Raw genomic sequence first — 21,712 nt, forward strand, 5'->3', positions numbered from 1 at the left:
GTCAGACGCTGGGAAGTGGTTTGCCAAACCTGGCGCTCAATCGGTAAGCGCCGCGCTGCGCATGGAAGACGGTCATCGCCAGGATGCCGACAGCGGCCGCGATCAGTGCAGCCCACGGATGCGCGCCGACGTGCGCCCAAGCAGTCAGGGCGCCGGCGATCGCGAACGCGCCCAGGCCGCCGACGGCGTTCCTGGTCGGCGAGTTGCCGGTCAGGTTCGGATACTCGCGGGCGCTGATGCCCTGGACGAAGTGTGGGATGCCGTTCGTGCCCATCAACCCGGCCAGGAACGTCAGCACGATCGCTTGAATCATCTCTCCTCATTTCGGTCTACGTACGTTGACTGAAACCGTAGACCTCTCAGCGAGCTTCAGTCAACATGCGTAGACTGAGCCGATGACGACGAGGGTGGAGCAGCGGCGGCGGACGGAGGCGCGGATCCTGACGGCGGCGCGGCAGTTGTTCGGCGAGCACGGGTACGACCGGACGACGATCCGCGCGGTCGCGACCGCGGCCGGCAGCGATCCCGGCCTGGTGATGCGGTACTTCGGATCGAAGGAGCGACTGTTCGCCCAGGCGGCCGCGATGCCCGCGGACGGGCCGATCGTGGGATCGCCGGCGGAGATCGCCGCACAACTGACCAGCGCATTGTCGGAGAAGCTGGCGGACGAGCCGGCGGCGGCGCTGGCCGCGTTGCGGGCGATGTTCAGTCACCCCGAGGCGGCCGACGAGGTGCGGTCCGCGATGACCGGGCAGCAGCGTCAGGTGGCAGCGCAGTTGCCCGGGGAGGACGCCGTACTGCGTTCCGGCGTGATCGGCGCGTTGACACTCGGGCTCGTGATCGGGCGGCACCTGGTCCGATTGGACGGTCTGGATGCGCCACCGGAAGACGTGATGGCGGTGGCGGAGCCCCTCATCACCGCCCTGACGAAGGACACGAGCCGGCGCGACACCCCTCCAGAGCCGCGCCGACCCGTGTGACAACTGGTCCGACAGGTGCTTCATCGCTCAAAGACTGCAAGGCGTTACAGGATTTGCAGTTAACTGCAAACCGGGGAGCGATTCGGTTGCGGAGGGTGACACAAGCTGGTCTAGTCCTGTACTCTGCGCGGCTTCCGGCCGCCGCGAACCGGAGTTGCGCCGATCGGTGGTCAGGCCGCACAGTTCCTTCCCGTGAGGAAGCGCTTGAGCTCGATCAGACCCAATCGGCGGCAGGTCTTCACGGCGGGAGCGGCCGTCGCCGCGTCGACCGTGGCCGCCTCGACTGTGCCGGCGACGGCCGCGACGCCCGGCGGCCTGTACGGCTCCGGCACGCTCGGCTCCTGGGCGAACGGGACCCGGGCCATCTCGACCGAGACGCAGACCAGGCGCGTGGTCGAGACCAACGGCGTGTACATGTTCGGGGACAGCATCTCGGTCCAGGACGGCAAGTCGCTGGCGATCCGGCTGCTGAACCGTGACGGCAGCCAGATGGCTGTGAACAACTGGTCGAGCCGGCCCACCTCGGGCGCGGTCGACGCGCTGCAGCAGTGGGCGTCGACGTACGGCCTGCCGCGGCGGATCCTGATGGCGAGCGGGTCGAACGACATCTTCGACCCGCCGAAGTTCGCGGCGCAGGTCGACCGGGCGATCAGCATCGTCGGCCAGAACCGGACGCTGTTCTGGGTCGACCTCCAGGTCGTCCGCACGGCCCAGACCGCGGCGGTGCAGCTTGCCGACCAGCGCAACAGCTGCTGGCTCAACATGCAGCTGTACGACGCCCAGAAGAAGTACCCGAACCTGCGGATCATCCGCTGGGCCGAGTGGCTCTGGGTCAAGCCGTACCGCCTGGCCAACTACCTCCGTGACGGCGTCCACCCCTCGGTGCCGCTCGGTCAGGACGCCCGCAACGAGCTGATCGTCCAGTCGCTCACACAGCGTTGAATTCCTTCCCCACCGCCCCGGTCGATGAGCTAGGCTTGATGCCGTGAACACGAACTTGCAGCTGTGGTGGGCCGCCTAGGGCGGTCCCCCGGCGTGTTCGCACGCATCCAAGAGGCCGCCTCGCCGAGGCGGCCTTTTTGATGCCCTCGGTGGGGCTCTCACACTCACCGAAAGGGCAATCATCATGACTTCGCTGTCCGGTATCACCCCGTCCGGCCGTCTGACGCTGGGCAACCACCTCGGCGCGCTGCGCCGGTTCACCGACCCCGACGGGTTCTACTTCGTCGCGAACCTGCACGCGATGACGACCAAGCACGATCCGCGCCGGCTCGCTGCGCTGACCCGCGAGTTCGCGACGCTGATGCTCGCGGCCGGCGTCCCCGAAGGGACCGTGTTCGTCCAGTCCGACGTCCCCGCGCACGCGCAGCTCGCGTATCTCCTCGAGTGCACGTCGTACGTCGGCGAACTGTCGCGGATGATCCAGTACAAGGAGAAGGGCAACGGGCGCCCGATGACGCGGGCCTCGCTGTTCACCTATCCGTGCCTGATGGCCGCGGACATCCTGCTGTACGGCGCCCAGCAGGTCCCGGTCGGCGGTGACCAGGACCAGCATGTCGAGCTGGCCCGCGACATCGCGATCCGGTTCAACCGCGAGTACGGCGAGACGTTCGTCGTACCGCAGTTGGCGAAGGCCGCGCTGGCGACGCGGGTCAAGGACCTGGCCAGTCCGACGACCAAGATGAGCAAGTCCGCTGCCGACGACGCGATCGGCGTGATCCGGCTGCTCGACCCGCCGGACGTGATCCGCCGGCAGGTCATGCGGGCGGTGACCGACTCCGGGAACGAGGTCCGCCACGACGAGGCGAACAAGCCCGGCGTCACCAACCTGCTCGAGATCCTGGCGGCGTGTACGGACGGCGATCCGGTCACGCTGGCCGCGTCGTACTCGTCGTACGGATCGCTCAAGCAGGACGTCGCGGACGCAGTGCTGGCCGTGATCGAGCCGCTGCAGAAGGAGTACGCGCGGCTGACGGGCGACCCCGGTGCGATCGACCAGCTGCTCGCGCAGGGACGGGATCGGGCCATCGACGCGAGCACTCCCCGACTCCGAGCGGCGACGCGGGCGATGGGTTTGGCAGGATCGGCACCATGAAGATTCGCGCCGCCACGTTCAACATCCGCAACTCCTCCGCACCCGACGGCGACAACGCCTGGCCGGTCCGGCGGAACGCGACAGTGGCGGCGATCGAGCACCTGGACGCGGACGTGGTCGGGCTGCAGGAAGTGCTGCCCGACCAGCTCGACTACCTGCGCTGGCGATTCCCGAAGTACGAGATCGTCGGCGTCGGCCGGGACGACGGGATGAGCGCCGGCGAGCATTCCGTCGTCATGGTCCGGCCCGGCGACTGGCGCGTCGAGAAGCACGAGACCCGCTGGCTGTCCGACGATCCGGGCACGCCGGGTTCGGTCGGCTGGGACGCGGACCTGACCCGGATCGCGACGCTGGTCTGGCTGCGGCACCGCAACGGTACGACGATCGGCGTCGCGAACACGCACTACGACCACGCCGGCGAGATGGCACAGCTGCAGTCGTCACGGCTGATCGCGCGCTGGACCTCGGGCGAGCTGCCGTGGATCGTGATGGGCGATCTGAACGCGACGCCGGGCTCCCCGCCGCTGAAGACGCTGACCGAGTCCGGCCTGCGCCTCGCCGTACCGATCGAGGCCGGTGGAAGCTGGAACGACTTCACCGGTGTGGAGGACGGCGACCGGATCGATCACATCCTGGTCAGCGCGGGGTGGACCGTGGTCGAGGCAGCCGTCTCCCACTACCGCCCGGACGGACGGCTGCCCAGCGACCACTGGCCGGTGATGGCCACGCTGTCCCTTTAGATCTTGGCGAAAACCTCTTCGCGCAGGCGCTCCAGCGCGTCGAACCGCCGGTTGCCGGAGCCGAGGAACGCGTCCGGCACGAGCAACTCGTCGATCCCCGCGGCCGGGTAGTGCGCGACCTTGTCGAGCACCTCCTGCGCCGACCCCATGATCACGTGCCCGCCACGGCCCTCGAGCCGTTCCTTCCGCTCGGCCGCCTCGGTGTCACCCGGTACGACGACCTCCAGCATCGTCTGGGCGGACCGGCGGACCGTCTTCGGGTCGCGGCCGAGGCGCTCGCAGTGCACGGCGAAGACCTCGCCCTTGTGCGCGGCCAGCGCCGGGTCACCCCAGTGGTTCCACTCGTCGGCGTACTTCGCAACGATGCCGAGGGCAACCTTCTCGCCGGCGGCGCCGATCAGGATCGGCAGGTGGGCCGGCTTCGGCTCCAAGGGGGCGCCAGTCAGCTGGTAGTAGGTTCCGTCGAAGGTCGTCCGCTCCTGGGTGAGCAGGCCCTTGATCACCTGGCAGGCCTCCTCGAACCGGGCCAGCCGTTCACGCACCGCCGGCAGCTCGATGCCGTAGACCTCGTGCTCGTTCACCTGCCAGCCGGCCCCGATCCCGAGGACGAACCGGCCGTTGCTCATCTGGTCGATCGTCGCCGCCGTGTTCGCGACGACGGCGGGATGCCGGTAGGTGTTGCCGAGCACCATCGAGCCGACCCGGACCCGCTCGGTCCGGGCGGCGATCCCGGCCAGCAGGGCGAAGGCTTCGTTGACGGGAACGAACAGGTCGTCGCCGTTCTGCATGAAGTGATCGGCTATCCAGACCCCGTGCCAGCCGGTGCGTTCGGCGTACTCGGCTCCTTCGAGCACTTCCGACCAGGTCCTGGATGCCGCGGGCCACAAAGAGAAATCCATGCCGTCATCCTCCCTCTTGCGCCGCGAGGACCGCCTCCCCGTTCTCCTCCGCCCACATCGTGAGCATCCGGATCGGCCCCATCAGGGTCCGGCCGAGGTCGGTCAACTCGTACTCGACGCGGGGTGGGACGCCGCCGAAGTCCCGGCGGTCGACCAGGCCGTTCGCCTGCAGCCGCCGCAGGGTCTGGGTGAGAACTTTCTTCGAGATGCCGCCGATCAGCGCGATCAGCGCCGAGTGCCGCCGCGGTCCCTCGTTGAGACCCCACAGGACGACTACGGCCCACTTGTCGGCGATCACCTCGACCGCGAGCCGGGCCGGGCAGTCGGCCAGGAAGACATCGCCGGGATCCAATCCATCCACGACCGTCAAGGGTACTCAGAAGTTCCCACGGCGGTGCCTACCGTCTCCGGTATGAACGCTCTTCCCGAAAGCACCCACCGGCTCTTCACCGAACCCAAGGACGTCACCGTCATCACCGTCGACCCCGACGGCTCACCGCAGGCATCGCTGGTCTGGGCCGAGCGCGACGGCGACGAGATCCTGCTCGGTCTCCAGGCCCCGCATCGCAAGACCCGCAACCTGTTCCGCGATCCCCGCGTGACGCTGCTGATCCAGGACGACCAGGTGAGCTCTCGCGGCATCACGCAGTACCTGGTGATCCGCGGCACGGCGAAGGTCGAAGGCCCCGGGATTGCGGCGGACTACAAGGCGTTGATGGATCGCCAGTCCCAGCGCTACCTCGGCGTACCGGAATTCCCTTTCGGCGAAGGTATCTGGGACACCGGCGTGATCGCCCGGATCACCGTGGACCGGGTTGCCGGCGAAGGGCCGTGGACCGCCTAGGACACGCCCTAGTCAGACGACGATGTGCCAGCGGAGCAGGAAGGCGCCGACCGATAGGATCAGGTAGGTGAGGACGAGCAGGGCTCCGATCCCGGGACGCGGCCGATGGCGCCGTACCGGGTTGTCGGCCGCCTGGCCGCGGATAGCCTCCATCACCGCGCCGACCTCGGCCGTGCGGTCCTTCGGGATGCCGTTGATCTCGTTCTCGTCCTGGCCGCGGCTCAGTACGACGTTGTCGTCGCCGATCTCGATCTTGTCGACGTCCTGCCAGGCGAGGCTGCGGATGAGCATGCTGGTGCGGGCCTTGAGGGCGGTGTCGGTCAGCACTACGCGGTAGAGCACCACGCCGCCGGCGACACGGACGACCGAGGCGCCGATGATCGTGAGCAGACCGACCGCGAGCATGTCGCGAGCGCCCATCCAGAGCCACGAGTTCAGCGCCGGCACGACGATGAACGGGGCGACGAACAGCGCCCAGGCCCACCAGGGCGCCGGGTCCAATGGCACCTGCCACGGCAGCTGTGGCACCTCCTGCTGCTGCGCAGGCGCGGCAGCAGGATCGACCGAACGATTACCCATGGGCGGGACCATAGTCGACTCATCCCTCGAACAAGGCAGGAAACTGCGGCGCCAACAATAACGCCACCCGTCGGAGAGGTGTTATTCGGCAGCCAGCGCGCGCGACCGGTTGCGGGCCGCTTCGATCGCGGACAGGAACGCGGCCCGGACCTTGTGGTCCTCCAGTTCGCGGATGGCGGCGGCTGTCGTACCGCCCGGTGACGTCACCCGCTCCCGCAGCACGGTCGGGTGCTCACCGGTCTCCCGCAGCAGCTTCGCCGAGCCGACCACGGTCTGGACCACGAGGTCCGTCGAGGTGCTCCGCGGCAGGCCCATGTGGACGCCGGCCTCGATCATCGCCTCGACCACGAAGAACAGGTACGCCGGGCCTGACCCGGAGATCGCGGTCACCGCGTCCTGCTGCTTCTCCGGCACCCGGATGACCCGGCCGGTCGCGGCCAGCAGGCCCTCCGCCAACTCGAGGTGGCTCTCGTCGCAGTGCGCACCACGAGAGATCGCGGCCATCCCCTCGTCGACGAGGGCCGGCGTGTTCGGCATGACGCGTACGACGGCCACACCCTCGGGCAACCGTGACTCGATGAACCCGGTGGTGATGCCCGCGGCCAGCGAGACCACAGTCTGGGAGGCACGGACCGCCGGTGCGATCTCGGCGAGCAGGTCGGGCATGTCCTGCGGCTTCACCACCAGAACCAGGGTGTCCGCCTTGACCGCCGCATCCACGTTGGACACGACGTCGACGCCGTACCGCTCGCGCAGTTCGGTGGCCCGCTCCTCCCGGCGCTCGGTGATCAGGAGCTCCTCCGGTCGCCGCCCGGCCCGAATCAGCCCGGACAGCAACGTCTCCCCCATCACACCGGCCCCGAGAATGGCCACCTGACTAGTCATGCCGACAGGTTACTTCTTGCTGATGAGGGACCTCGCGAAGAACTGGATGTTCGCGGGGCGCTCGGCCAGGCGGCGGACCAGGTAGCCGTACCAGTCCTCGCCGTACGGGATGTAGACACGCATGGTGTGACCCAGGCCGGCGAGCCGGAGCTGCTCCTCGGGACGGATGCCGTAGAGCATCTGGTACTCGTAGCTGCCCGGCCGGCGGTTGGCGCGGTCGGCGAGCGAGCCGGCGATCGCGATCAGCCGCGGGTCGTGCGAGGCGATCATCGGGTAGCCGGTGCCGTTCATCAGGATCTTCATCGCGCGGACGTACGCCTTGTCCACCTGGCGCTTGTCCTGGAACGCGACCGACTCCGGCTCCTTGTACGCGCCCTTGCAGAGCCGGACGCGGGATCCGGCGTACGCCAGGTCTCGGCAGTCGCTCTCGGTCCGGCGCAGGTAGGCCTGCAACACCGCGCCGGTCTCCGGGAAGTCCTGGCGCAGCTCGCGCAGGATGCCCAGCGTGGAGTCGGTGGTGGTGTGATCCTCCATGTCGAGGGTGACCGTCGTACCCGCGTTGCGGGCCGCGAGGCAGATGGTCCGGGCGTTCTCCAGCGCAATCTTCTCGCCGTCGCCGGGCAGCGCCTGGCCGACCGCGGACAGTTTGACCGAGACCTCGGCGTTGTTGGTCAGACCGGCGGCGGCGAGCTGCTTCAAGACCTCGAGGTAGGCGTCCGCGGTGGCAGTCGCGGCGGCCAGGTCGGTGACGTCCTCACCGAGGTGGTCGAGGGTGACGTCGAGACCGTTGCTGACCAGCTTCTCGGTGGCCAGCACGGCCTCCGGAGCGGTCTCGCCGGCGACGAACCGTGCGACGATGCCACTGGACACCGGGAGCGACGACACGGCCTTCTTGATCTGGGGGCTGCGGGACATGCCCAGCAGGACTCGCCGAAGCACTACGTGTTCCTCCTCATCGACCCACCCGGCCCCATATGCCAGTGGTGTCAGCAGGCTACGCGCCTGAACCAGACGCTCGCCAATCGTGTGGCGGGGACCACACCAGCCGGTCCACTGGTCCGATACTCGCACCCTTGGTCGGCAAGGATGCGGGCATGCCCATCTTCAAGCGTCGCAAGCGGACCGTCGTGGAGGCCGACCCCATCGGCGCGTTCTGGTCGTGGTGGACCGAGGCCGGCGCGGCACAGGTGGCAGACGCGATCGCCCGGAAGGAGCCGACCGAGACGAGCTCCGCGCTGACCGACCTGATCGGGCGGATCCACCAGGACCTCGAGTGGGAACTCGGTCCGGGACTGCACGCCAAGCACGCCCTGATCGTCACCGCGGCCGGCAACCCCACCCACCGCGCCGTCGCCCGCCGCTGGTTGCGCGCCGCGCCGCCGTCCGACGAGACCTGGGAGTACGCCGACCTGCGCCGGCCCGGTCCCGCGTTCACGATCCGCTTCGACGGGCTGCCGCCGATCCCGGTCGACGAGGCGGTCGTCTCGATCGAACCGGATGCCGCTTCGATCCATGTCGGCGTACATCACCCTGTCTTTCCTGATGTGCCGATCGACGTGCAGCGGCGGGTGACCTTCCTGATCCTCGACCTGGTGCTCGGCGAGGAGATGGTGGAGACCTGGGTCGGCGCGATCGAGACCCTCAGTTCCGCGCCGGCTGACGCGGTGGCGATCGATTCGCTGCTGCCGGCGGTGGCTGCGTTCGCGGCCGAGCACACCCTGGAGGACGGCAGCCCGGCGTGGAAGATGCTCGAGGGTACGCGCGACGGACACCGGCTGATCGCGACCGCGGAGTACCCGCTGCGCTCCATCCGCCACCCACACCTCGACACCCACGTCGCGGTCTCGATCGGCTATCCCGTGGTGCGTGACGACGGGCTGCCCGAGTCCGACATGCTCGACGAACTCCGCGCCTTCGAAGACCATCTCACCGACCGCCTCGGCGGCTCCGGCAACCTCCTCGCCCACGAGACCTCGGCCGGCACCCGCATCCTGCACTACTACACCGACGGCACCACCCCCGCCGGCGCCCAACTCCAAGCCGCCACCACCGGCTGGCCCCATGGCAAGGTCACCATAACCACCAACCCAGACCCCGCCTGGCTCAACGTCTCCCACCTCGCCGGCTAGCTCCCCCGGTGGATGGGGTGTGATTGGGGTCACAAGCGGCAGAATGTCTAGTTCGCTGGGGGTCGGGCGACGCAAGGGTGACAAGACGGTAGGGCTGACAAGGAGTCTGTGATGCGTACTTTGATCGCGACCGCGTTCGTTTCGCTCGATGGCGTTGTCGAGGCGCCTGGTGGAGAGGCGGGTTACCGGAGTTCGGGGTGGACGTTCAAGGACATCGAGTTCGACCCGGCCGCGTACGAGCTGAAGGGCCGCGAGCAGGAGGAGGCGGGGGCCATGATGATGGGCCGTGCGAGCTACGAGGCCTTCGCTCCGGTCTGGCCGGACATGCCCGAGTTCCCTGGCTACCGGGTGATGCCGAAGTACGTCGTGTCGACCACCCTGCAGGACGAGGACCTGGTGACGAACTGGGGCGACATCACGATCCTGCGATCCCTCGACGACGTCGCCGCGCTCAAGCAGACCGAGGGCGGGCCGATCATCATCCACGGCAGCGCCACCCTGGACCGCAACCTGTCCGACGCCGGCCTGATCGACCGGTACCACCTGCTGGTCTTCCCGGTCCTGCTCGGCGCCGGCAAGCGCCTCTTCAGCGCGACCGACAAGGACAAGCAACGCCTCGAGGTCGTCGAGAGCGAGTCCTACTCCAACGGCATCCAGAAGCTCGTGTACGACGTCGTCCGCTGACCTCCCGCCGGTCGCGGCAGATCGGGATGCAACCTGATCGCCCGGGGTTTCCGTCTTGAGGGGGAATTCGGAGAGAGTGGAGGCGGCATGGCCGTGCGAGACCAAGACTTCGTGGAATTCGTCGAAACGACGAGTCCATCGCTGCGGCGGACGGCCTACCTGATCAGCGGCGACCGGCACAAGGCGGACGACATCGTCCAGGACGCGCTCTACAAGCTGTACCTGGCCTGGCCGAAGGTACGGCGGGTGGGTAACCCGTTCGCGTACGCACGGCGGATGGTCGTCAACGTGGCACACGACGGTGGCCGCCGGCCGTGGCGCCGGGAAGTGGCGACGGACGCCGTGCCGGATCGAACGGCGGCCGACTTCGCCACCGGGCACGCCGAGCGCGACGAGGTACTCGACGTGCTTCGCGGTCTGCCGCCGCGTCAGCGCGCTTGTGTGGTGCTGCGGTACTACGAGGATCTGTCCGTCGAGCAGACCGCGGAGATCCTCGGCTGCTCGACCGGCACCGTCAAGAGCCAGGCGGCCCGCGGTCTCGACACTCTCCGGCAAGCCATCGACCGGCGACGGACGAGCCGAGCACTGTGAAGGAGAACCCCATGGAGGACGTACGTGAGGTCGGTGCCGAACTGCACCGCCTCGCCGATGCAGAGCAGTTCGACCCGCTGGACACCGCCCGACTGCTGGACCGCGGTCGCCGAGGGCGCCGCCGCCGCAGGATGCTCACCGTCGGCGGCACTGTGGCCGGCTTGGCAGCGATCGCCGCCACCGCCGCGCTGCTGCCCAACCAGCTCCGCGCGAACGACGCCCCGGTGGCGGGCGATCAGCAGCAGGAGGCGTACTTCGCGCCGGTGCAGGGCGTACCGCGCGGCGACGACGTCGTCGGCGCGCCAGTCACCAACGCGGAGGCGCTGCGCCGTTGCCGGCTGCGACTTCCGGACATGAAGGGTCCGTTGGCGGACACCGTCGGCGGCTACCGGATCGGAGACCAGGCGTCGACCGGTAAGGGTGGAAATCTGAAGGTCGGCGACAAGATGCTGCTGTGCACGGTCCCCGGTGCGGACAAGCCGACGGCCGCACTGATGGCGAAGCTCCGGAAGGATCCGGTTCCGACGGACCCTGCCATCCAGTTGCTGAACTGTTCCGCACAGACCTGGGTGGATGTCACCAAGTGGCGCATCGTCGCTTCGGCGCGGTCGAAGATCTGGCCGAGCGTCCTGCTGACCGCGGTGTCACCCAACGGGCGAACGGCGATCGCCTGCGAGATCGAGAAGAACTCGCTGGACGGCGGCATGGTGATGCGCGGGACCACCTTCCTGAACCCCGACTCGGTGCGGCAGGGGCATGACCCGATCCTCACCCCGGCGAAGGGTTCGCAACGCGCGGATCTCTATACCGGTAGGGATCTGAGCGGCCGGGAGTGCTCCGGAAAGCTCTGCTGGGAGGCCCGCGCCTGGGGACGGGTGGCGAGCACGGCAACCCGGATCCACCTGCAGATGGGCCCGTCGGCGGCTACCGACATTCCGGTCACCGACGGCTGGTTCGCCTACCTCTGGCTGAGCCCACCGACGACGGCGAAGGCGACCGATTTCAAGGCCACCGCCTACGACAAGGACGGAAGGGTCGTCAAGATCCTGGAGCCCCGGCAACCGGCCTGAGACAGGCTGCGGGACTCTCTGTCCGGCGTCACGCGGTACGACGTCTCAGTGTCGCCGCACCCAGTCCGAGAGCTGCCAGGATGAACGCCAGCACCACCAGAGCATCTCCGCCGGCGCCACTGGTGAACCCGTTGCCTTGGGCAACTCCGATGACCGCGTCGACCGCGTAGGACAACGGCAGTACGTCGCTCACCGCATGCAGGACTGCCGGCAGCTGATCCCGTGGAACGAGCAATCCACACAGCAAGATCTGCGGGATCATCACTGCCGGCATCATCTGCACGGCCTGGAACTCGGTCGCCGCAAAAGCACTGGCAAACAAGCCCAGCGCCATACCCAGCACACCGTCGAGAACGGCGACCACGCCGAGTTGCCAAGCCGGGCCTTCGATCTTGAGGTCGAGGGCGTACAGCGCGATCGACACGACCACGACGGCCTGGACGACGGCGATCAGGGCGAAGGCGAGCGCGTAGCCGAGGAGGAAGTCCAGCTTCGCCATCGGCATCGTGAACAGCCGGGACAGCGTGCCGCTCGAGCGTTCGCGCAGGGTCGCGACCGAGGTGACGACGAACATGACGATCGCCGGGAACACCGCGAGCAGCGGCCCGCCGAAGCGGTCGAAAGCGTTCGGTGAGTCGATGAACATCCACCACATCAGGGTGACCAGCGCCGTCGGCAGCACGATCAGCATCGCCACCGTGCGACGGTCGCGGCGCAGCTGGGCAAGGACCCGTGCAGCGACGGCAAAGGTGATCCGGGGCGTCATCGCGCACCTGCCTTTCGCTCGATCAGGGTGAGGAAGGCCTGCTCCATGTCGGTGGTCCCGACGGAGTCGAGCAGGGTTTGCGGAGTGTCGTCGGCGAGCAGGTCGCCGTCGCGCATCAGCAGGAGGCGGTCGCAGCGCGAAGCCTCGTCCATCACGTGACTCGAGACCAGCAGCGTCGCGCCGGCGTCCGCCAAGGAGTGGAAGAGGTTCCACAGGTCGCGCCTCAACACCGGATCCAGGCCGACGGTCGGTTCGTCGAGGACGAGGAGTTCGGGATCCCCGAGCAGAGCCGCGGCCAGCGAGGCCCTCGACTGCTGCCCGCCGGACAGCCGATCGACGCGATCGTCCGCGTGCGAGCGCAGGTCGACGGCGTCGATGACCCGATCCACGTCAGCGGCCGCGACTCCGAGCACCGCGGCGAAGAAGCGCAGGTTCTCGGTGACGGTGAGATCGCCGTACACGCTGGGCTCCTGGGTGACGTACCCGATCCGCCCGCGGAGCTTCGGCGCTCCGGCGGGCAACCCGAGGACGGAGACGTCGCCAGTCACGCGGGCCTGGAGACCGACGATCGCCCGGATCAGCGTCGTCTTGCCGCAGCCGGACGGACCGAGCAGCCCGGTCACTGTCCCGGTCCGGAGGTCGAACCCGACCCCGTGCAGGACCTCCCGGTCGCCGCGCACCACCACGACGTCCCGGCAACTCACCGCGTTTTTCATCATGTGATGAATTTAGCCCCGGCAGCAGCCCGTGGCAAGCCTTCACATGACGGAGTAACCGGTGGATTCGCTGAGCGGCCCCAAGACGGGTTCGCCGTACTTCGCTCGCAGCGAAGCGAAGGCCGTGACCTTGTCCTCGCCCCAGCGCCCGACGGACGCGGCATAGGTGTCCCCGGTCAGGAACACCGGCGGAGTGCGCTTGCTGTGGAACTTGTCGGCGTACATCACCAACTCCTCCTCCGCGGAGGCCGGGATGTAGTCGTCGACCGGGATCGGCAGCGATTGGCGCAGTACGTCGTCGCGCGTGATGCCGACGCCCGTGTGGCGGGACGCGAACCGGCAGATCGGTTCGGGAAAGCCAAGGCCGTCCAGCAGTTCATGACCGAGTACGCCGTGCCGCACGTAGTCGGCCGTGTTGAGTTCGCCGGTCGGGCCGTACAGGCGATAGACGCCGACGTCGTGCAGCAGGGCGCCGGCCCGGATCAGGTCGGTGTCGACGTCGAGACCGTCGAACAGCTGCTCGGCGACCTGGCAAACCACCACGGAATGGGGATACACCGACTCGAAGGCTTCGCGAGTGGGCGCGTGATCGCGATGCAGGGCGTGGATCTCGCGGTCGGTGGGGATCCGCATCAGCCGGTCAGGTGAAGCTGGAGAACGGGCGCCAGCCGGTCGATCAGAGTCGCGAGGTCGACGGAGGCGACCGGTTCGAGCCCGACCAGGTAGCGGGCCATCGCGGCGCCGATCAGCTGGGTCGCGGCCAGGCTCACGCGAAGGTGCGCATCGGGTACGTCGAGCGTGCGCGAGATCGGCTGGATGATCATCTGGGTGATGCCCTCGCGCATCAGCCGGGCCACCTCGTCACTGGTCACCACGCTGCGGAAGATCGCCTTCATCCGCTGCTGTCCCTCGGGTGATTCCCAGATCCCGAGGAACACGGTCGCGATCCGCCGGCCGATCTCCTCCCGCGGTCCGTCGAGGATCTCCGCGGCGATCTGGCGCGGGTCGACCGGGATGGCCATGGCCTCGATGAACAGCTCGTCCTTGCTGTCGAAGTAGTGATGCACCAGCGCCGCGTCGACGCCGGCCTCGCGGGCGACCGCACGGATCGAGGTGGAGCTGAATCCCTTGTCCGCAAAGGCTTTCCGGGCCGCTCCCAGGATCTCACCGCGGGTATCCGGTCCGCCCGGACGACGGCCGGCCCGCCCGCTCCCCGCCGTCCGGGTACTCATGGAATCAGTTCCGAGATCTCGCCCTCGGGGGTGACGGCGAACGACGTACGGCGTGATCCGCGGGCGAAATGCTTCCGGGTGAACTCGAGCGACTCGACCAGGTCCACCTCACGCTCGGACCGGCTGGTCGCACGCCGCGTGTTGATCTCGATGATGATGTGACCGCGGAAGTCCTGATTGGCCAACTCGGCGAGCAGATCCGCCGCGCGCTGCGTGCCGCGGCCGGGCACCAGGTGCTCGTCCTTCGCGGAGCCGGTCCCGTCGGTCAGGTGGATGTGCTTGAGGGTCTTGCCCATCGTCGCGGCGAGCTCGACGCAATCCTGCTCGGCGGTCGACGAGTGCGACAGGTCCAGCGTCGTGTGGGCGTAGGACTGCTCGGTCGGGTCCCAGCTCGGGGCGTACGCCTGCAGACCCTTGCCGGGCGCGCGCCACGGGTACATGTTCTCGACCGCGAAGATCACGCCGGTCTCCGCCTCGAGCCGGGCGATCCCCTCGACGAACCCGCGCGCGTAGTCGCGCTGCCAGCGAAACGGCGGGTGGACGACGACCACGTCGGCGCCGAGGTCCTTCGCGGCCTCGGCGCTGCGCTCGAGCTTGCCCCACGGATCGGTCCCCCAGACCCGCTGCGTGATCAGCAGGCAGGGCGCGTGGATCGCGAGGACCGGGAGCTGGTGGTAGTCGACCAGCCGCTGGATCGCGTCGATCTGGGTGCTCAGGGGATCGATGCCGACCATCACCTCGACGCCGTCGTACCCGAGCCGGCTGGCGAGCTCGAATCCGCTGGCGGTCGACTCGGGGTACACGGACGCAGTGGACAGGCCGATCCGCGCGGTCTTGCTGGTAGTCATCGGGAGCCTATCGGGGTTGCAGCTGGTCGAGCCGGGACAAGATGACGCCTTCGCGCAGTGCCCAGGGACAGACCTCGAGCGCGGGCAGGTCGAACAGGTCCATCACCGCGTCCGCGACCATCGCACCGGCGAGCAGCTGCGACGACCGTCCGGCCGAGACCCCGGGCAGGTCGGCCCGCTCGGCGGCGGACATCTTGGTCAGCTTCGGCATCCACTCGGTCAGGTCGTCCCTGTCCAGGACACGAGGCACGTACGGTCCGTCGTCCGACGGCGCCGCGCCACAGATCCGGGCCAGCGAGCGGAACGTCTTGCTGGTGGCGACCGAACGCTGCGGCTTGCCGGCCCGCAGTACGGGGCCGGCGACGGCGGCCATCTCGATCCGGATCCGCTTCCGCAGCGCCCGGACCTCGTTCTTGTCCGGCGGGTCGGCGGTCAGGCCCTCCCGGTTCAGCCGGCCGGCGCCGAGCGGGACCGAGACGGCGATCGTCGCCTCCTCGTCGGACCCGGCCGCGATCTCCAGCGAACCGCCACCGATGTCGAACACCGCCAGGCGGCCCGAGGACCAGCCGAACCAGCGCCGTACCGCCAGGAAGGTCAGGCGGGCCTCGTCCTCGCCGCTCAGCACCTGCAGGTCGACCCCGGTCTCGGTGCGGACCCGGTCCAGCACCTTCTCGCCGTTCGGCGCCTCTCGCAGCGCCGAGGTGGCGAAGGAAAGCACCGACTCGCAGCCCTTGTCCTCGGCCAGCTCGACCGATTCCTTGACGAATGCGACCAACCCGTCGGACCCCGACTGCGCGATCTTGCCGTCCTTGTCGAGGTGTTCGGCCAGCCGCAGTTCCGTCTTGTGCGAGTACGCCGGAAGCGGCGCGGCACCGCGGTGTGCGTCCACCACGAGCAGGTGGACGGTGTTGGATCCCACGTCGAGTACGCCGAGCCGCATACCCTCACGCTACTGGACTATCGGAGTACCAGCGTGTTCCGGAGTCGTCGTTCACAGTTGTGCGGGTTTGGCGCGTACGCTTTCCAGGTGCCTGAGGTTTCTCTCGATTTTCCCCGCGCGTGGGTCGAGTTCACCGATCCCGACGATCCCGACCAGGTCTTCCGTTGCGACCTGACCTGGCTGGCGTCCAACTGGACCTGCATCTTCGGCGGTGGTTGCAAGGGCATCTACAAGGGCAGACCGAACGACGGCTGCTGCACCCTCGGCGCACACTTCTCCGACTCCGACGACGAGAAGCGGGTCAAGGCCTACGCCAAGGAGCTGACCAAGGACGACTGGCAGTTCCGCAAGGAGGGCCGGAAGAACGGCTGGGTCGAGACCGACGACGAGGGCGACCGCAAGACCCGGGTCTGGGAGGGTGCCTGCATCTTCCTGAACCGTCCGGGCTTCCCCGGCGGCGCCGGTTGCGCCCTGCACGGGCTGGCGCTCAAGCGCGGCGTGCACTTCGTCGAGACCAAGCCGGACGTCTGCTGGCAGCTGCCGATCCGCCGGACCTTCCGCGAGGTCGAGCGCCCGGACGGTACGACGTACACCGAGGTCGGCATCGGTGAGTACGACCGGCGCGGCTGGGGGCCGGGCGGTCACGACCTGGACTGGTACTGCACCGGCAACACCGAGGCGCACGTCGGCGTCGAGGCCGTCTTCGAGTCCAGCAAGGTCGAGCTCCAGACCCTGATGGGCCACAAGGCGTACGACGTACTCGCGGAACTGTGCCGTCAGCACCTGGAAACGGCCCGGCCGCTGCTGCCGCACCCAGCCTCTAAGTAGCGATCTCCCCGTTGTCGACGAGCCAGCCGATCGCTTCGAGGGTGGCTTCGAGCGCGGTGTAGCGCGGCCGGAAGCCGAGGAGCCGCGCCGCCTTCTCCATCGAGCAGTTCGGGCTGTGCTCGATGTGATCCCAGGTGGCGGCCGCGTCTCGTTCCGGCACCTTCTCCCGCCACTCGCCGTACGGCAGGAGTCCGAGCTGCGCCTCCTGACCGAACCAGTCGGCAACGGCGTGCGCATACCCACGCAGTGTCACCGCGGCATCGGCGACCGCGTGGAAGCTCTCGCCGATCGCGATCGAGCGGCTCGCGATCGCGGCCAGGAAGACGCCCGCGACGTCGGCGGCGTGGACCGGATTGAGCGTCTCCAGACCGAGGTTCGGCAGCAGCACGTCATGGCCGTGGGCAAGCTTCTCGAACACGCCGAGGTCGAAGTTGCCGGCCGGGTTGACCGGCGTCCAACCGGGACCGCAGATGTGACCGGGGTGGACGATCGTGGCCGGCAGCCCGTCGCGGCGAGCCTTGCCGAGCAGGTAGGCCTCGATCGCCGCCTTCTGTACGCCGTAGTCGCCGAAGGGTTTGCGTGGTGCGTCCTCCCGGGTCGGCACGGTCATGCTCGGGCCGTGCACCCAGATCGTGCCGCAGTGCAGCAGGTGCTGGATCTTTCCTTCCACTGCCTCGACGAGCTGACGCGCACTGTCCTCGGTGAAGCAGATCAGGTCGATCACCACGTCCGGCCGCAGCTCGGCGACCCGCTGCCCGAACGTCCCGGCGGTATCCTCGGCCTGCCGGTCGACCTGGATCTGCTCGACTTTCCGCCAAGCCCTGTCGGGCTGGTACGGCGAGTGCTCGCCGCGACTGAGCACCGTGACCTCATGCCCGAGACGCACCAGCGCCGGGACCAGGTAGGTGCCGATATGGCCGGTGCCTCCGATAACGACCGTACGCATGCGCCGAGCCTAGCGGCGTGCAGCTCGACAGGACGTATACCCCCACTGAGCAGGCATATGGCGCTCGTCCGAGCGTGGGTTGCCCCGGCGGACACGGACACCTCCTGTCGAAAATGCACGCAAGCGACACCCCGGATGCGGCGACTGTCGGTGGGTGAGGACACAATGACTGGCATGCGTCTGGATCATCTGTCGTACGCGTGCGGACCGGATGGGTGCCGCGCGACTGTCGAGCGGTTGTCCGCGCTGCTCGGAGCGGAGTTCGTCGACGGCGGTGTGCACCCGCGCTTCGGCACGGTGAACCACATCCTCCCGCTGGAGAACGATCGCTACATCGAGGTGGTCGACGTCCTCGACCACCCGGCCTCCGACAAGGCACCGTTCGGTCAGGCGGTCCGCGCCCGCAAGGAGCTCGGCGGCGGCTGGCTCGGCTGGGTGGTGGCGGTCCGCGACATGGAGCGGATGGAGAAGCGCCTCGGCCGGCCGGCGGTGCCCGGCAACCGGCACCGGCCCGACGGGGTGAACCTGACCTGGCGGCAGATCGGCGTGAACGGGCTGATCGCCGACCCGCAGCTGCCGTTCTTCATCCACTGGGACGACCTGAGCGAGCACCCGTCGACCGGCGGCAAGGGCGTCAAGCTGACCGCACTCGAGATCGCCGGCGACCCGGCCCGCGTCACCGACTGGATCGGCCACCCCGCCGACCACCTGCTCGACGACCTCGACGTCGCCTGGGTCGGCCCGAACGGCCAGCCCGGCCTCAACGCCGCCGTCTTCGACACCCCGAACGGGATCGTCCGGCTGTAGTCCTAGTGGAGGCTCTCGAGGTCGGAGAGCGACGTCTCGAGGTGGGTCAGCAGCCGCTGCAGGTGTGGCACCGTACGGCGGCAGCCGACCAGCCCGAAGTGGAGCTGGTGGTCGTAGCTGGTGACGCTGATATTCAGCGCCTGACCGTTGAGCACGATGCTCGCCGGATACATCCCGAGCAGCCGCGACCCGTTCCAGTACAGCGGACTCTCGCTCGGGCCCGGCACGTTGGAGATCACCACGTTGTACGGCGGCCTCGTCCGGCCGGCGACTCCGGGGAGGACCGCGGCGGGGCCGGCGACACCGAAGCCGAGGGCTCCGAGCAGCAGCCGCTGCAACGGACTGAGCTCGGACAACACGCCCTTGGCATACGTGGTCGACGCCATGATCCGGCGGATCCGGCGCTCCGGATCCCGCTCGTCGGTGGCGAGGTCGGCGATCAGCGTGCTCAGCGAGTTGCCGCCACCGGGGGCGTCGGGCGTATCGCGCAGCGACACCGGGACCATGGCCGTCAACGCCCGGTCCGGAAGGGCGTTCAGCTCGAGCAGATAGTTGCGCAGGGCCCCTGAACACATCGCCAGCAGCACGTCGTTCAGCGTCGCGCCGGTGATCGCCCGCACCTTCTCCAACCGGTCGACCGGCCAGGACTGCGCCGCGAACCGCCGCGACCCGGTGATCGACTGGTTGAGGATCGTCCGCGGCGCCCGCAGCGGTACCGACGAACGCACCAAGCTCTTCACCCCGAGGGGTGTGAGGCCGGCGACGTCGGCCAGCACTCTGCCCGCATTCCCCGGAATGCGGCCGACCGTCGTCAGCAACCCATCAGTGCTCTCCGCCGGCTCGGCCGCTGACACCGGCAGGGCGAAGGTCGCCGGCATCCCGGTCCGCGCCGGGTCCGAGGTCAGGGTGTCCTGCATCCAGCGGAGCGCTGTCACGCCGTCGATCAGCGAGTGGTGGATCTTGCTGTACAGCGCGAACCGGCGGCCCTCCACACCCTCGATCAGGTGCATCTCCCACAGCGGGCGGTGCCGGTCGAGCAGCGTGCCGTGCAGCCGGCTGGTGAGCTCGAACAGCTCCCGGACCCGCCCCGGGCGCGGCAGGGCCGACAGCCGCACGTGGTAGTCGAGTTCGATGTCGTCGTCCTGCTCCCACGACCAGTAGCCGAGGTCGAACGGCCGGTGCCGCATCCGCCGGGCGAACAGCGGGTGGACCGCCGGCGCCGCGACCATGTCGTGGTACAGCCCCGACACGTAGTCCCGCGACCCCTCCGGAATCACATGATCCCGCCCAGCGCCTTCCGGCAACTCGAACAGCATCAGCCCACCGACATGCATCGGTTGCTCGCGCGTCTCCCCCAGCAAGAACATCGCGTCCAGCGGCCCCACCGCGGTCATGACCCCTCCGCTCCCGACCTGGTCCCGGCACCCCATCGTCGCCGCCGTACCCCGGCCCGTCTACCCCCCGACCTTGAGCACCCCTCAACCACTTTCGCGCGCTGAAAATGGTTGGCCGGTGCCCAAAGTCGATAAGAGGGAGGGTGGGGTGGGGATTAGTCGAGGGGGCGGTAGTTGACGCCGATCTTCTCGATGCGGGTCAGGTGGGGGCGCAGGCGGGTGAGGAACTCGTCGTACGACGTCCTGGGCGAACCCCAGGCACGCTCGGCGAAGGCGGACAGGCGCGGCAGCAGCATGTAGCCGACCTGCTGCTCGTCCGGCATGTACTCGGTCCAGATCTGGCACTGGGTGCCGACGATCAGCGCCGCCTCCTCCTTGGTGAGCGACGGCGGGATCACCTCGAAGTCGTAGACCTTCTCCAGCGGGATGAAGTTGCCGATCGCCAGCGGCTCGGTGGCCGGGTCGCCCTGGTAGTAGTCGAAGTACACCGACTCGCACGGCGCCATCACGGTCTGGTGACCGGCCTTCACCGCGACCTCGCCGCGGTGGGCGCTGCGCCAGGCCATGATCACGGCATCCTTCGGGCAGTCGGTCTCGACCATCTCGTCCCAGCCGACCAGCCGGCGGCCCTCCTCGGCCAGCACCGACGCGACCTGCTCGGTGAACCAGCCCTGCAGCTGCCCCGGCTCGGTCAGCCCGAGCTCGGCCTGCCGCTTCTGGGCCACCTCCGAGTCGCGCCACTGCACCGACGGGCACTCGTCACCGCCGAGGTGGATGTAGGGGCTGGGGAAGATCTCCAGCACCTCGCGCAACACGGTCCGGACGAACTCGACGGTCTCGTCGTTCACGTTCAGCACGTCTTCGCTGATACCCCAGTACTGACGGACGCTCAGCTGGGTGTCCGGGTTGTTGCCGAGCTCGGGGTACGCCGTGATCGCGGCCTGCATGTGACCCGGCAGGTCGATCTCCGGGACCACGGTGATCCCGCGCTCGGCGGCGTACGCGACGATCTCGCGCAGGTCGTCCTTGGTGTAGAAGCCGCCGTGCCGCTTGCCGTCGTACTCGAAGTCCTTCTGGCCGCGCGACATCTTGCCGACCATGGTCTCGTCGCGCCAGGCACCGATCTCGGTGAGCCGCGGGTAGGCCTCGATCTCGACCCGCCAGCCCTGGTCGTCGGTGAGGTGGAAGTGCAGCGTGTTCAGCCGGTGCAGGGCGAGCACGTCGATGACCTTGAGCACGAAGTCCTTCGGCATGAAGTGCCGGGCGACGTCGAGCATCATTCCGCGCCAGGCGAACCTCGGCGCGTCCGCGATCCGCACCGCGGGCACCGCGACCTTGCCGTCCTCGGCCGGCTCGGCAGCATCCAGCAACTGCGCGTACGTCGATTCCGCGTGCCGGAGCGCGTCCTCGGAGCCGGCCGACAGCCGGGCACCGTCCGCGGTCACGTCGATGCGGTACTCGGTCTCATCGAGGTTCTCGACCACGTCCCGGATCGCCTCGGCGCCGGGATCCGCGCTGATCCACTGGCCCTCCTCGACGGTGAGTTCACGCGGGGCAGGGACGATCGCGATGTCAGGCATCCGGACTCCAAAGCAGGGTCGAATTACGTCAGGACAATCCTATAAGCGCGGATCGACGCACGTCCACGTTCGGAAATGCGTGCAGCCCGGCTACTCAGAGCATCGCCGAACACACCAAATCGAGCTGCTTCCCGGTCAGGTTGATGAGAAGGTGAGCCC

At 68.5% G+C, this 21,712-nt stretch carries 26 protein-coding genes; 11 read left to right on the forward strand and 15 right to left on the reverse strand.

What is annotated here, in order from left to right; all coding sequences use genetic code 11:
• Position 1 precedes the first annotated feature (1 nt).
• Positions 2–313 carry a hypothetical protein gene (locus OG558_RS07295; protein WP_405069515.1) on the reverse strand — a complete coding sequence of 104 codons (312 nt, stop codon included), beginning with the start codon at positions 311–313 and terminating at the stop codon, positions 2–4.
• Positions 314–395: 82 nt separating this feature from the next.
• Between OG558_RS07295 and OG558_RS07300 the strand changes: the two genes are divergently transcribed.
• The 4 genes from OG558_RS07300 (at position 396) to OG558_RS07315 (ending at position 3,815) form a co-directional block, all read left to right on the forward strand.
• Positions 396–980, forward strand: coding sequence for a TetR family transcriptional regulator (locus OG558_RS07300; RefSeq protein WP_405069517.1), 585 nt, complete (start codon positions 396–398; stop codon positions 978–980).
• A 192-nt stretch (positions 981–1,172) separates the two neighbouring features.
• Positions 1,173–1,922 carry a hypothetical protein gene (locus tag OG558_RS07305; RefSeq protein WP_405069518.1) on the forward strand — a complete coding sequence of 250 codons (750 nt, stop codon included), beginning with the start codon at positions 1,173–1,175 and terminating at the stop codon, positions 1,920–1,922.
• Positions 1,923–2,106: 184 nt separating this feature from the next.
• Positions 2,107–3,075 (forward strand): tryptophan--tRNA ligase, encoded by a 969-nt coding sequence (gene trpS / locus OG558_RS07310; protein WP_329482394.1) that lies wholly within the window; start codon positions 2,107–2,109, stop codon positions 3,073–3,075.
• Positions 3,072–3,815: an endonuclease/exonuclease/phosphatase family protein gene (locus tag OG558_RS07315; protein WP_405069519.1), complete on the forward strand. Its 744-nt coding sequence runs from the start codon at positions 3,072–3,074 to the stop codon at positions 3,813–3,815. Before trpS ends, OG558_RS07315 begins: the two co-directional genes overlap by 4 nt.
• On the opposite strand, the gene OG558_RS07320 is transcribed toward OG558_RS07315, so the two are convergent.
• Together OG558_RS07320 and OG558_RS07325 are read right to left on the reverse strand one after the other, a co-directional pair.
• Entirely contained in the window at positions 3,812–4,714 is a 903-nt protein-coding gene (locus OG558_RS07320) for a TIGR03560 family F420-dependent LLM class oxidoreductase (protein ID WP_405069520.1), read from the reverse strand. The genes OG558_RS07315 and OG558_RS07320 overlap by 4 nt on opposite strands.
• Before the next feature lie 4 nt (positions 4,715–4,718).
• The gene (locus tag OG558_RS07325) at positions 4,719–5,075 is read right to left on the reverse strand and encodes a winged helix-turn-helix transcriptional regulator (RefSeq protein ID WP_405069521.1); all 357 of its coding nucleotides are present in this window, start codon (positions 5,073–5,075) and stop codon (positions 4,719–4,721) included.
• A 51-nt stretch (positions 5,076–5,126) separates the two neighbouring features.
• Here OG558_RS07325 and OG558_RS07330 point away from each other — a divergent pair, with 51 nt between their 5' ends.
• On the forward strand, positions 5,127–5,558 hold the full coding sequence (locus OG558_RS07330; protein WP_405069522.1) for a TIGR03618 family F420-dependent PPOX class oxidoreductase: 432 nt from the start codon (positions 5,127–5,129) through the stop codon (positions 5,556–5,558).
• Positions 5,559–5,570: 12 nt separating this feature from the next.
• On the opposite strand, the gene OG558_RS07335 is transcribed toward OG558_RS07330, so the two are convergent.
• From OG558_RS07335 to OG558_RS07345, 3 genes are all read right to left on the reverse strand, one after another.
• Complete coding sequence (locus OG558_RS07335; protein ID WP_405069523.1) at positions 5,571–6,137, reverse strand: hypothetical protein; 567 nt, start codon at positions 6,135–6,137, stop codon at positions 5,571–5,573.
• An 81-nt stretch (positions 6,138–6,218) separates the two neighbouring features.
• Positions 6,219–7,022, reverse strand: a complete 804-nt coding sequence (gene proC, locus OG558_RS07340; protein WP_328525863.1) for a pyrroline-5-carboxylate reductase — start codon at positions 7,020–7,022, stop codon at positions 6,219–6,221.
• Between the two features lie 9 nt (positions 7,023–7,031).
• Positions 7,032–7,961: a proline dehydrogenase family protein gene (locus OG558_RS07345; protein ID WP_329482400.1), complete on the reverse strand. Its 930-nt coding sequence runs from the start codon at positions 7,959–7,961 to the stop codon at positions 7,032–7,034.
• Between the two features lie 155 nt (positions 7,962–8,116).
• Here OG558_RS07345 and OG558_RS07350 point away from each other — a divergent pair, with 155 nt between their 5' ends.
• The 4 genes from OG558_RS07350 (at position 8,117) to OG558_RS07365 (ending at position 11,496) form a co-directional block, all read left to right on the forward strand.
• Entirely contained in the window at positions 8,117–9,151 is a 1,035-nt protein-coding gene (locus OG558_RS07350) for a DUF695 domain-containing protein (protein ID WP_405069524.1), read from the forward strand.
• A 111-nt stretch (positions 9,152–9,262) separates the two neighbouring features.
• Positions 9,263–9,835, forward strand: a complete 573-nt coding sequence (locus OG558_RS07355; RefSeq protein ID WP_405069525.1) for a dihydrofolate reductase family protein — start codon at positions 9,263–9,265, stop codon at positions 9,833–9,835.
• Between the two features lie 87 nt (positions 9,836–9,922).
• Positions 9,923–10,426: a SigE family RNA polymerase sigma factor gene (locus OG558_RS07360; protein ID WP_329482403.1), complete on the forward strand. Its 504-nt coding sequence runs from the start codon at positions 9,923–9,925 to the stop codon at positions 10,424–10,426.
• An 11-nt stretch (positions 10,427–10,437) separates the two neighbouring features.
• On the forward strand, positions 10,438–11,496 hold the full coding sequence (locus OG558_RS07365; protein ID WP_405069526.1) for a hypothetical protein: 1,059 nt from the start codon (positions 10,438–10,440) through the stop codon (positions 11,494–11,496).
• Positions 11,497–11,524: 28 nt separating this feature from the next.
• Here the strand turns inward: OG558_RS07365 and OG558_RS07370 are convergent, their stop codons facing one another.
• Genes OG558_RS07370 through OG558_RS07395 form a run of 6 tightly spaced genes read right to left on the reverse strand, consistent with a single transcriptional unit; the run spans position 11,525 to position 15,998 of the window.
• The gene (locus OG558_RS07370; RefSeq protein ID WP_405069527.1) at positions 11,525–12,262 is read right to left on the reverse strand and encodes an ABC transporter permease; all 738 of its coding nucleotides are present in this window, start codon (positions 12,260–12,262) and stop codon (positions 11,525–11,527) included.
• Positions 12,259–12,981 (reverse strand): ABC transporter ATP-binding protein, encoded by a 723-nt coding sequence (locus OG558_RS07375; protein WP_405069528.1) that lies wholly within the window; start codon positions 12,979–12,981, stop codon positions 12,259–12,261. Before OG558_RS07375 ends, OG558_RS07370 begins: the two co-directional genes overlap by 4 nt.
• A gap of 39 nt (positions 12,982–13,020) precedes the next feature.
• Positions 13,021–13,611: an HDIG domain-containing metalloprotein gene (locus tag OG558_RS07380; RefSeq protein WP_405069529.1), complete on the reverse strand. Its 591-nt coding sequence runs from the start codon at positions 13,609–13,611 to the stop codon at positions 13,021–13,023.
• On the reverse strand, positions 13,611–14,210 hold the full coding sequence (locus tag OG558_RS07385; RefSeq protein ID WP_405069531.1) for a TetR family transcriptional regulator: 600 nt from the start codon (positions 14,208–14,210) through the stop codon (positions 13,611–13,613). The genes OG558_RS07380 and OG558_RS07385 overlap by 1 nt, the downstream gene beginning before the upstream one ends.
• Entirely contained in the window at positions 14,207–15,058 is an 852-nt protein-coding gene (locus OG558_RS07390; RefSeq protein WP_405069532.1) for a sugar phosphate isomerase/epimerase family protein, read from the reverse strand. The genes OG558_RS07385 and OG558_RS07390 overlap by 4 nt, the downstream gene beginning before the upstream one ends.
• Positions 15,059–15,065: 7 nt before the next feature.
• The gene (locus OG558_RS07395; protein WP_329482410.1) at positions 15,066–15,998 is read right to left on the reverse strand and encodes a Ppx/GppA phosphatase family protein; all 933 of its coding nucleotides are present in this window, start codon (positions 15,996–15,998) and stop codon (positions 15,066–15,068) included.
• Between the two features lie 87 nt (positions 15,999–16,085).
• On the opposite strand from OG558_RS07395, the gene OG558_RS07400 reads away from it, so the two are divergent.
• Positions 16,086–16,826, forward strand: a complete 741-nt coding sequence (locus tag OG558_RS07400; RefSeq protein WP_405069533.1) for a hypothetical protein — start codon at positions 16,086–16,088, stop codon at positions 16,824–16,826.
• Here OG558_RS07400 and OG558_RS07405 read toward each other — a convergent pair.
• Entirely contained in the window at positions 16,819–17,772 is a 954-nt protein-coding gene (locus OG558_RS07405; RefSeq protein WP_405069534.1) for an NAD-dependent epimerase/dehydratase family protein, read from the reverse strand. The genes OG558_RS07400 and OG558_RS07405 overlap by 8 nt on opposite strands.
• Positions 17,773–17,946: 174 nt before the next feature.
• Here OG558_RS07405 and OG558_RS07410 point away from each other — a divergent pair, with 174 nt between their 5' ends.
• Positions 17,947–18,579 carry a VOC family protein gene (locus tag OG558_RS07410; RefSeq protein ID WP_405069535.1) on the forward strand — a complete coding sequence of 211 codons (633 nt, stop codon included), beginning with the start codon at positions 17,947–17,949 and terminating at the stop codon, positions 18,577–18,579.
• A gap of 2 nt (positions 18,580–18,581) precedes the next feature.
• On the opposite strand, the gene OG558_RS07415 is transcribed toward OG558_RS07410, so the two are convergent.
• Positions 18,582–19,973, reverse strand: coding sequence for a WS/DGAT/MGAT family O-acyltransferase (locus OG558_RS07415; RefSeq protein ID WP_405069536.1), 1,392 nt, complete (start codon positions 19,971–19,973; stop codon positions 18,582–18,584).
• A 155-nt stretch (positions 19,974–20,128) separates the two neighbouring features.
• The gene (locus OG558_RS07420) at positions 20,129–21,553 is read right to left on the reverse strand and encodes a beta-N-acetylhexosaminidase (protein WP_405069538.1); all 1,425 of its coding nucleotides are present in this window, start codon (positions 21,551–21,553) and stop codon (positions 20,129–20,131) included.
• Positions 21,554–21,712: the final 159 nt, after the last annotated feature.

Origin of the sequence: Kribbella sp. NBC_01510 (genome assembly GCF_045040325.1) — a bacterium.
In the GTDB taxonomy this organism is placed as follows: Bacteria; Actinomycetota; Actinomycetes; order Propionibacteriales; family Kribbellaceae; genus Kribbella.

Excerpts from the sequence above, each read along its gene's own strand:
- OG558_RS07375 (WP_405069528.1), bottom strand. The coding sequence starts at position 12,981 with ATGATGAAAAACGCGGTGAGTTGCCGGGACGTCGTGGTGGTGCGCGGC.
- OG558_RS07295 (WP_405069515.1), bottom strand. The coding sequence starts at position 313 with ATGATTCAAGCGATCGTGCTGACGTTCCTGGCCGGGTTGATGGGCACG.
- OG558_RS07380 (WP_405069529.1), bottom strand. The coding sequence starts at position 13,611 with ATGCGGATCCCCACCGACCGCGAGATCCACGCCCTGCATCGCGATCAC.
- OG558_RS07330 (WP_405069522.1), top strand. The coding sequence starts at position 5,127 with ATGAACGCTCTTCCCGAAAGCACCCACCGGCTCTTCACCGAACCCAAG.
- OG558_RS07335 (WP_405069523.1), bottom strand. The coding sequence starts at position 6,137 with ATGGGTAATCGTTCGGTCGATCCTGCTGCCGCGCCTGCGCAGCAGCAG.
- proC (WP_328525863.1), bottom strand. The coding sequence starts at position 7,022 with ATGACTAGTCAGGTGGCCATTCTCGGGGCCGGTGTGATGGGGGAGACG.
- OG558_RS07390 (WP_405069532.1), bottom strand. The coding sequence starts at position 15,058 with ATGACTACCAGCAAGACCGCGCGGATCGGCCTGTCCACTGCGTCCGTG.
- trpS (WP_329482394.1), top strand. The coding sequence starts at position 2,107 with ATGACTTCGCTGTCCGGTATCACCCCGTCCGGCCGTCTGACGCTGGGC.
- OG558_RS07370 (WP_405069527.1), bottom strand. The coding sequence starts at position 12,262 with ATGACGCCCCGGATCACCTTTGCCGTCGCTGCACGGGTCCTTGCCCAG.
- OG558_RS07415 (WP_405069536.1), bottom strand. The coding sequence starts at position 19,973 with ATGACCGCGGTGGGGCCGCTGGACGCGATGTTCTTGCTGGGGGAGACG.
- OG558_RS07300 (WP_405069517.1), top strand. The coding sequence starts at position 396 with ATGACGACGAGGGTGGAGCAGCGGCGGCGGACGGAGGCGCGGATCCTG.
- OG558_RS07410 (WP_405069535.1), top strand. The coding sequence starts at position 17,947 with ATGCGTCTGGATCATCTGTCGTACGCGTGCGGACCGGATGGGTGCCGC.
- OG558_RS07350 (WP_405069524.1), top strand. The coding sequence starts at position 8,117 with ATGCCCATCTTCAAGCGTCGCAAGCGGACCGTCGTGGAGGCCGACCCC.
- OG558_RS07405 (WP_405069534.1), bottom strand. The coding sequence starts at position 17,772 with ATGCGTACGGTCGTTATCGGAGGCACCGGCCATATCGGCACCTACCTG.
- OG558_RS07365 (WP_405069526.1), top strand. The coding sequence starts at position 10,438 with ATGGAGGACGTACGTGAGGTCGGTGCCGAACTGCACCGCCTCGCCGAT.
- OG558_RS07385 (WP_405069531.1), bottom strand. The coding sequence starts at position 14,210 with ATGAGTACCCGGACGGCGGGGAGCGGGCGGGCCGGCCGTCGTCCGGGC.
- OG558_RS07315 (WP_405069519.1), top strand. The coding sequence starts at position 3,072 with ATGAAGATTCGCGCCGCCACGTTCAACATCCGCAACTCCTCCGCACCC.
- OG558_RS07320 (WP_405069520.1), bottom strand. The coding sequence starts at position 4,714 with ATGGATTTCTCTTTGTGGCCCGCGGCATCCAGGACCTGGTCGGAAGTG.
- OG558_RS07420 (WP_405069538.1), bottom strand. The coding sequence starts at position 21,553 with ATGCCTGACATCGCGATCGTCCCTGCCCCGCGTGAACTCACCGTCGAG.
- OG558_RS07395 (WP_329482410.1), bottom strand. The coding sequence starts at position 15,998 with ATGCGGCTCGGCGTACTCGACGTGGGATCCAACACCGTCCACCTGCTC.
- OG558_RS07360 (WP_329482403.1), top strand. The coding sequence starts at position 9,923 with ATGGCCGTGCGAGACCAAGACTTCGTGGAATTCGTCGAAACGACGAGT.
- OG558_RS07355 (WP_405069525.1), top strand. The coding sequence starts at position 9,263 with ATGCGTACTTTGATCGCGACCGCGTTCGTTTCGCTCGATGGCGTTGTC.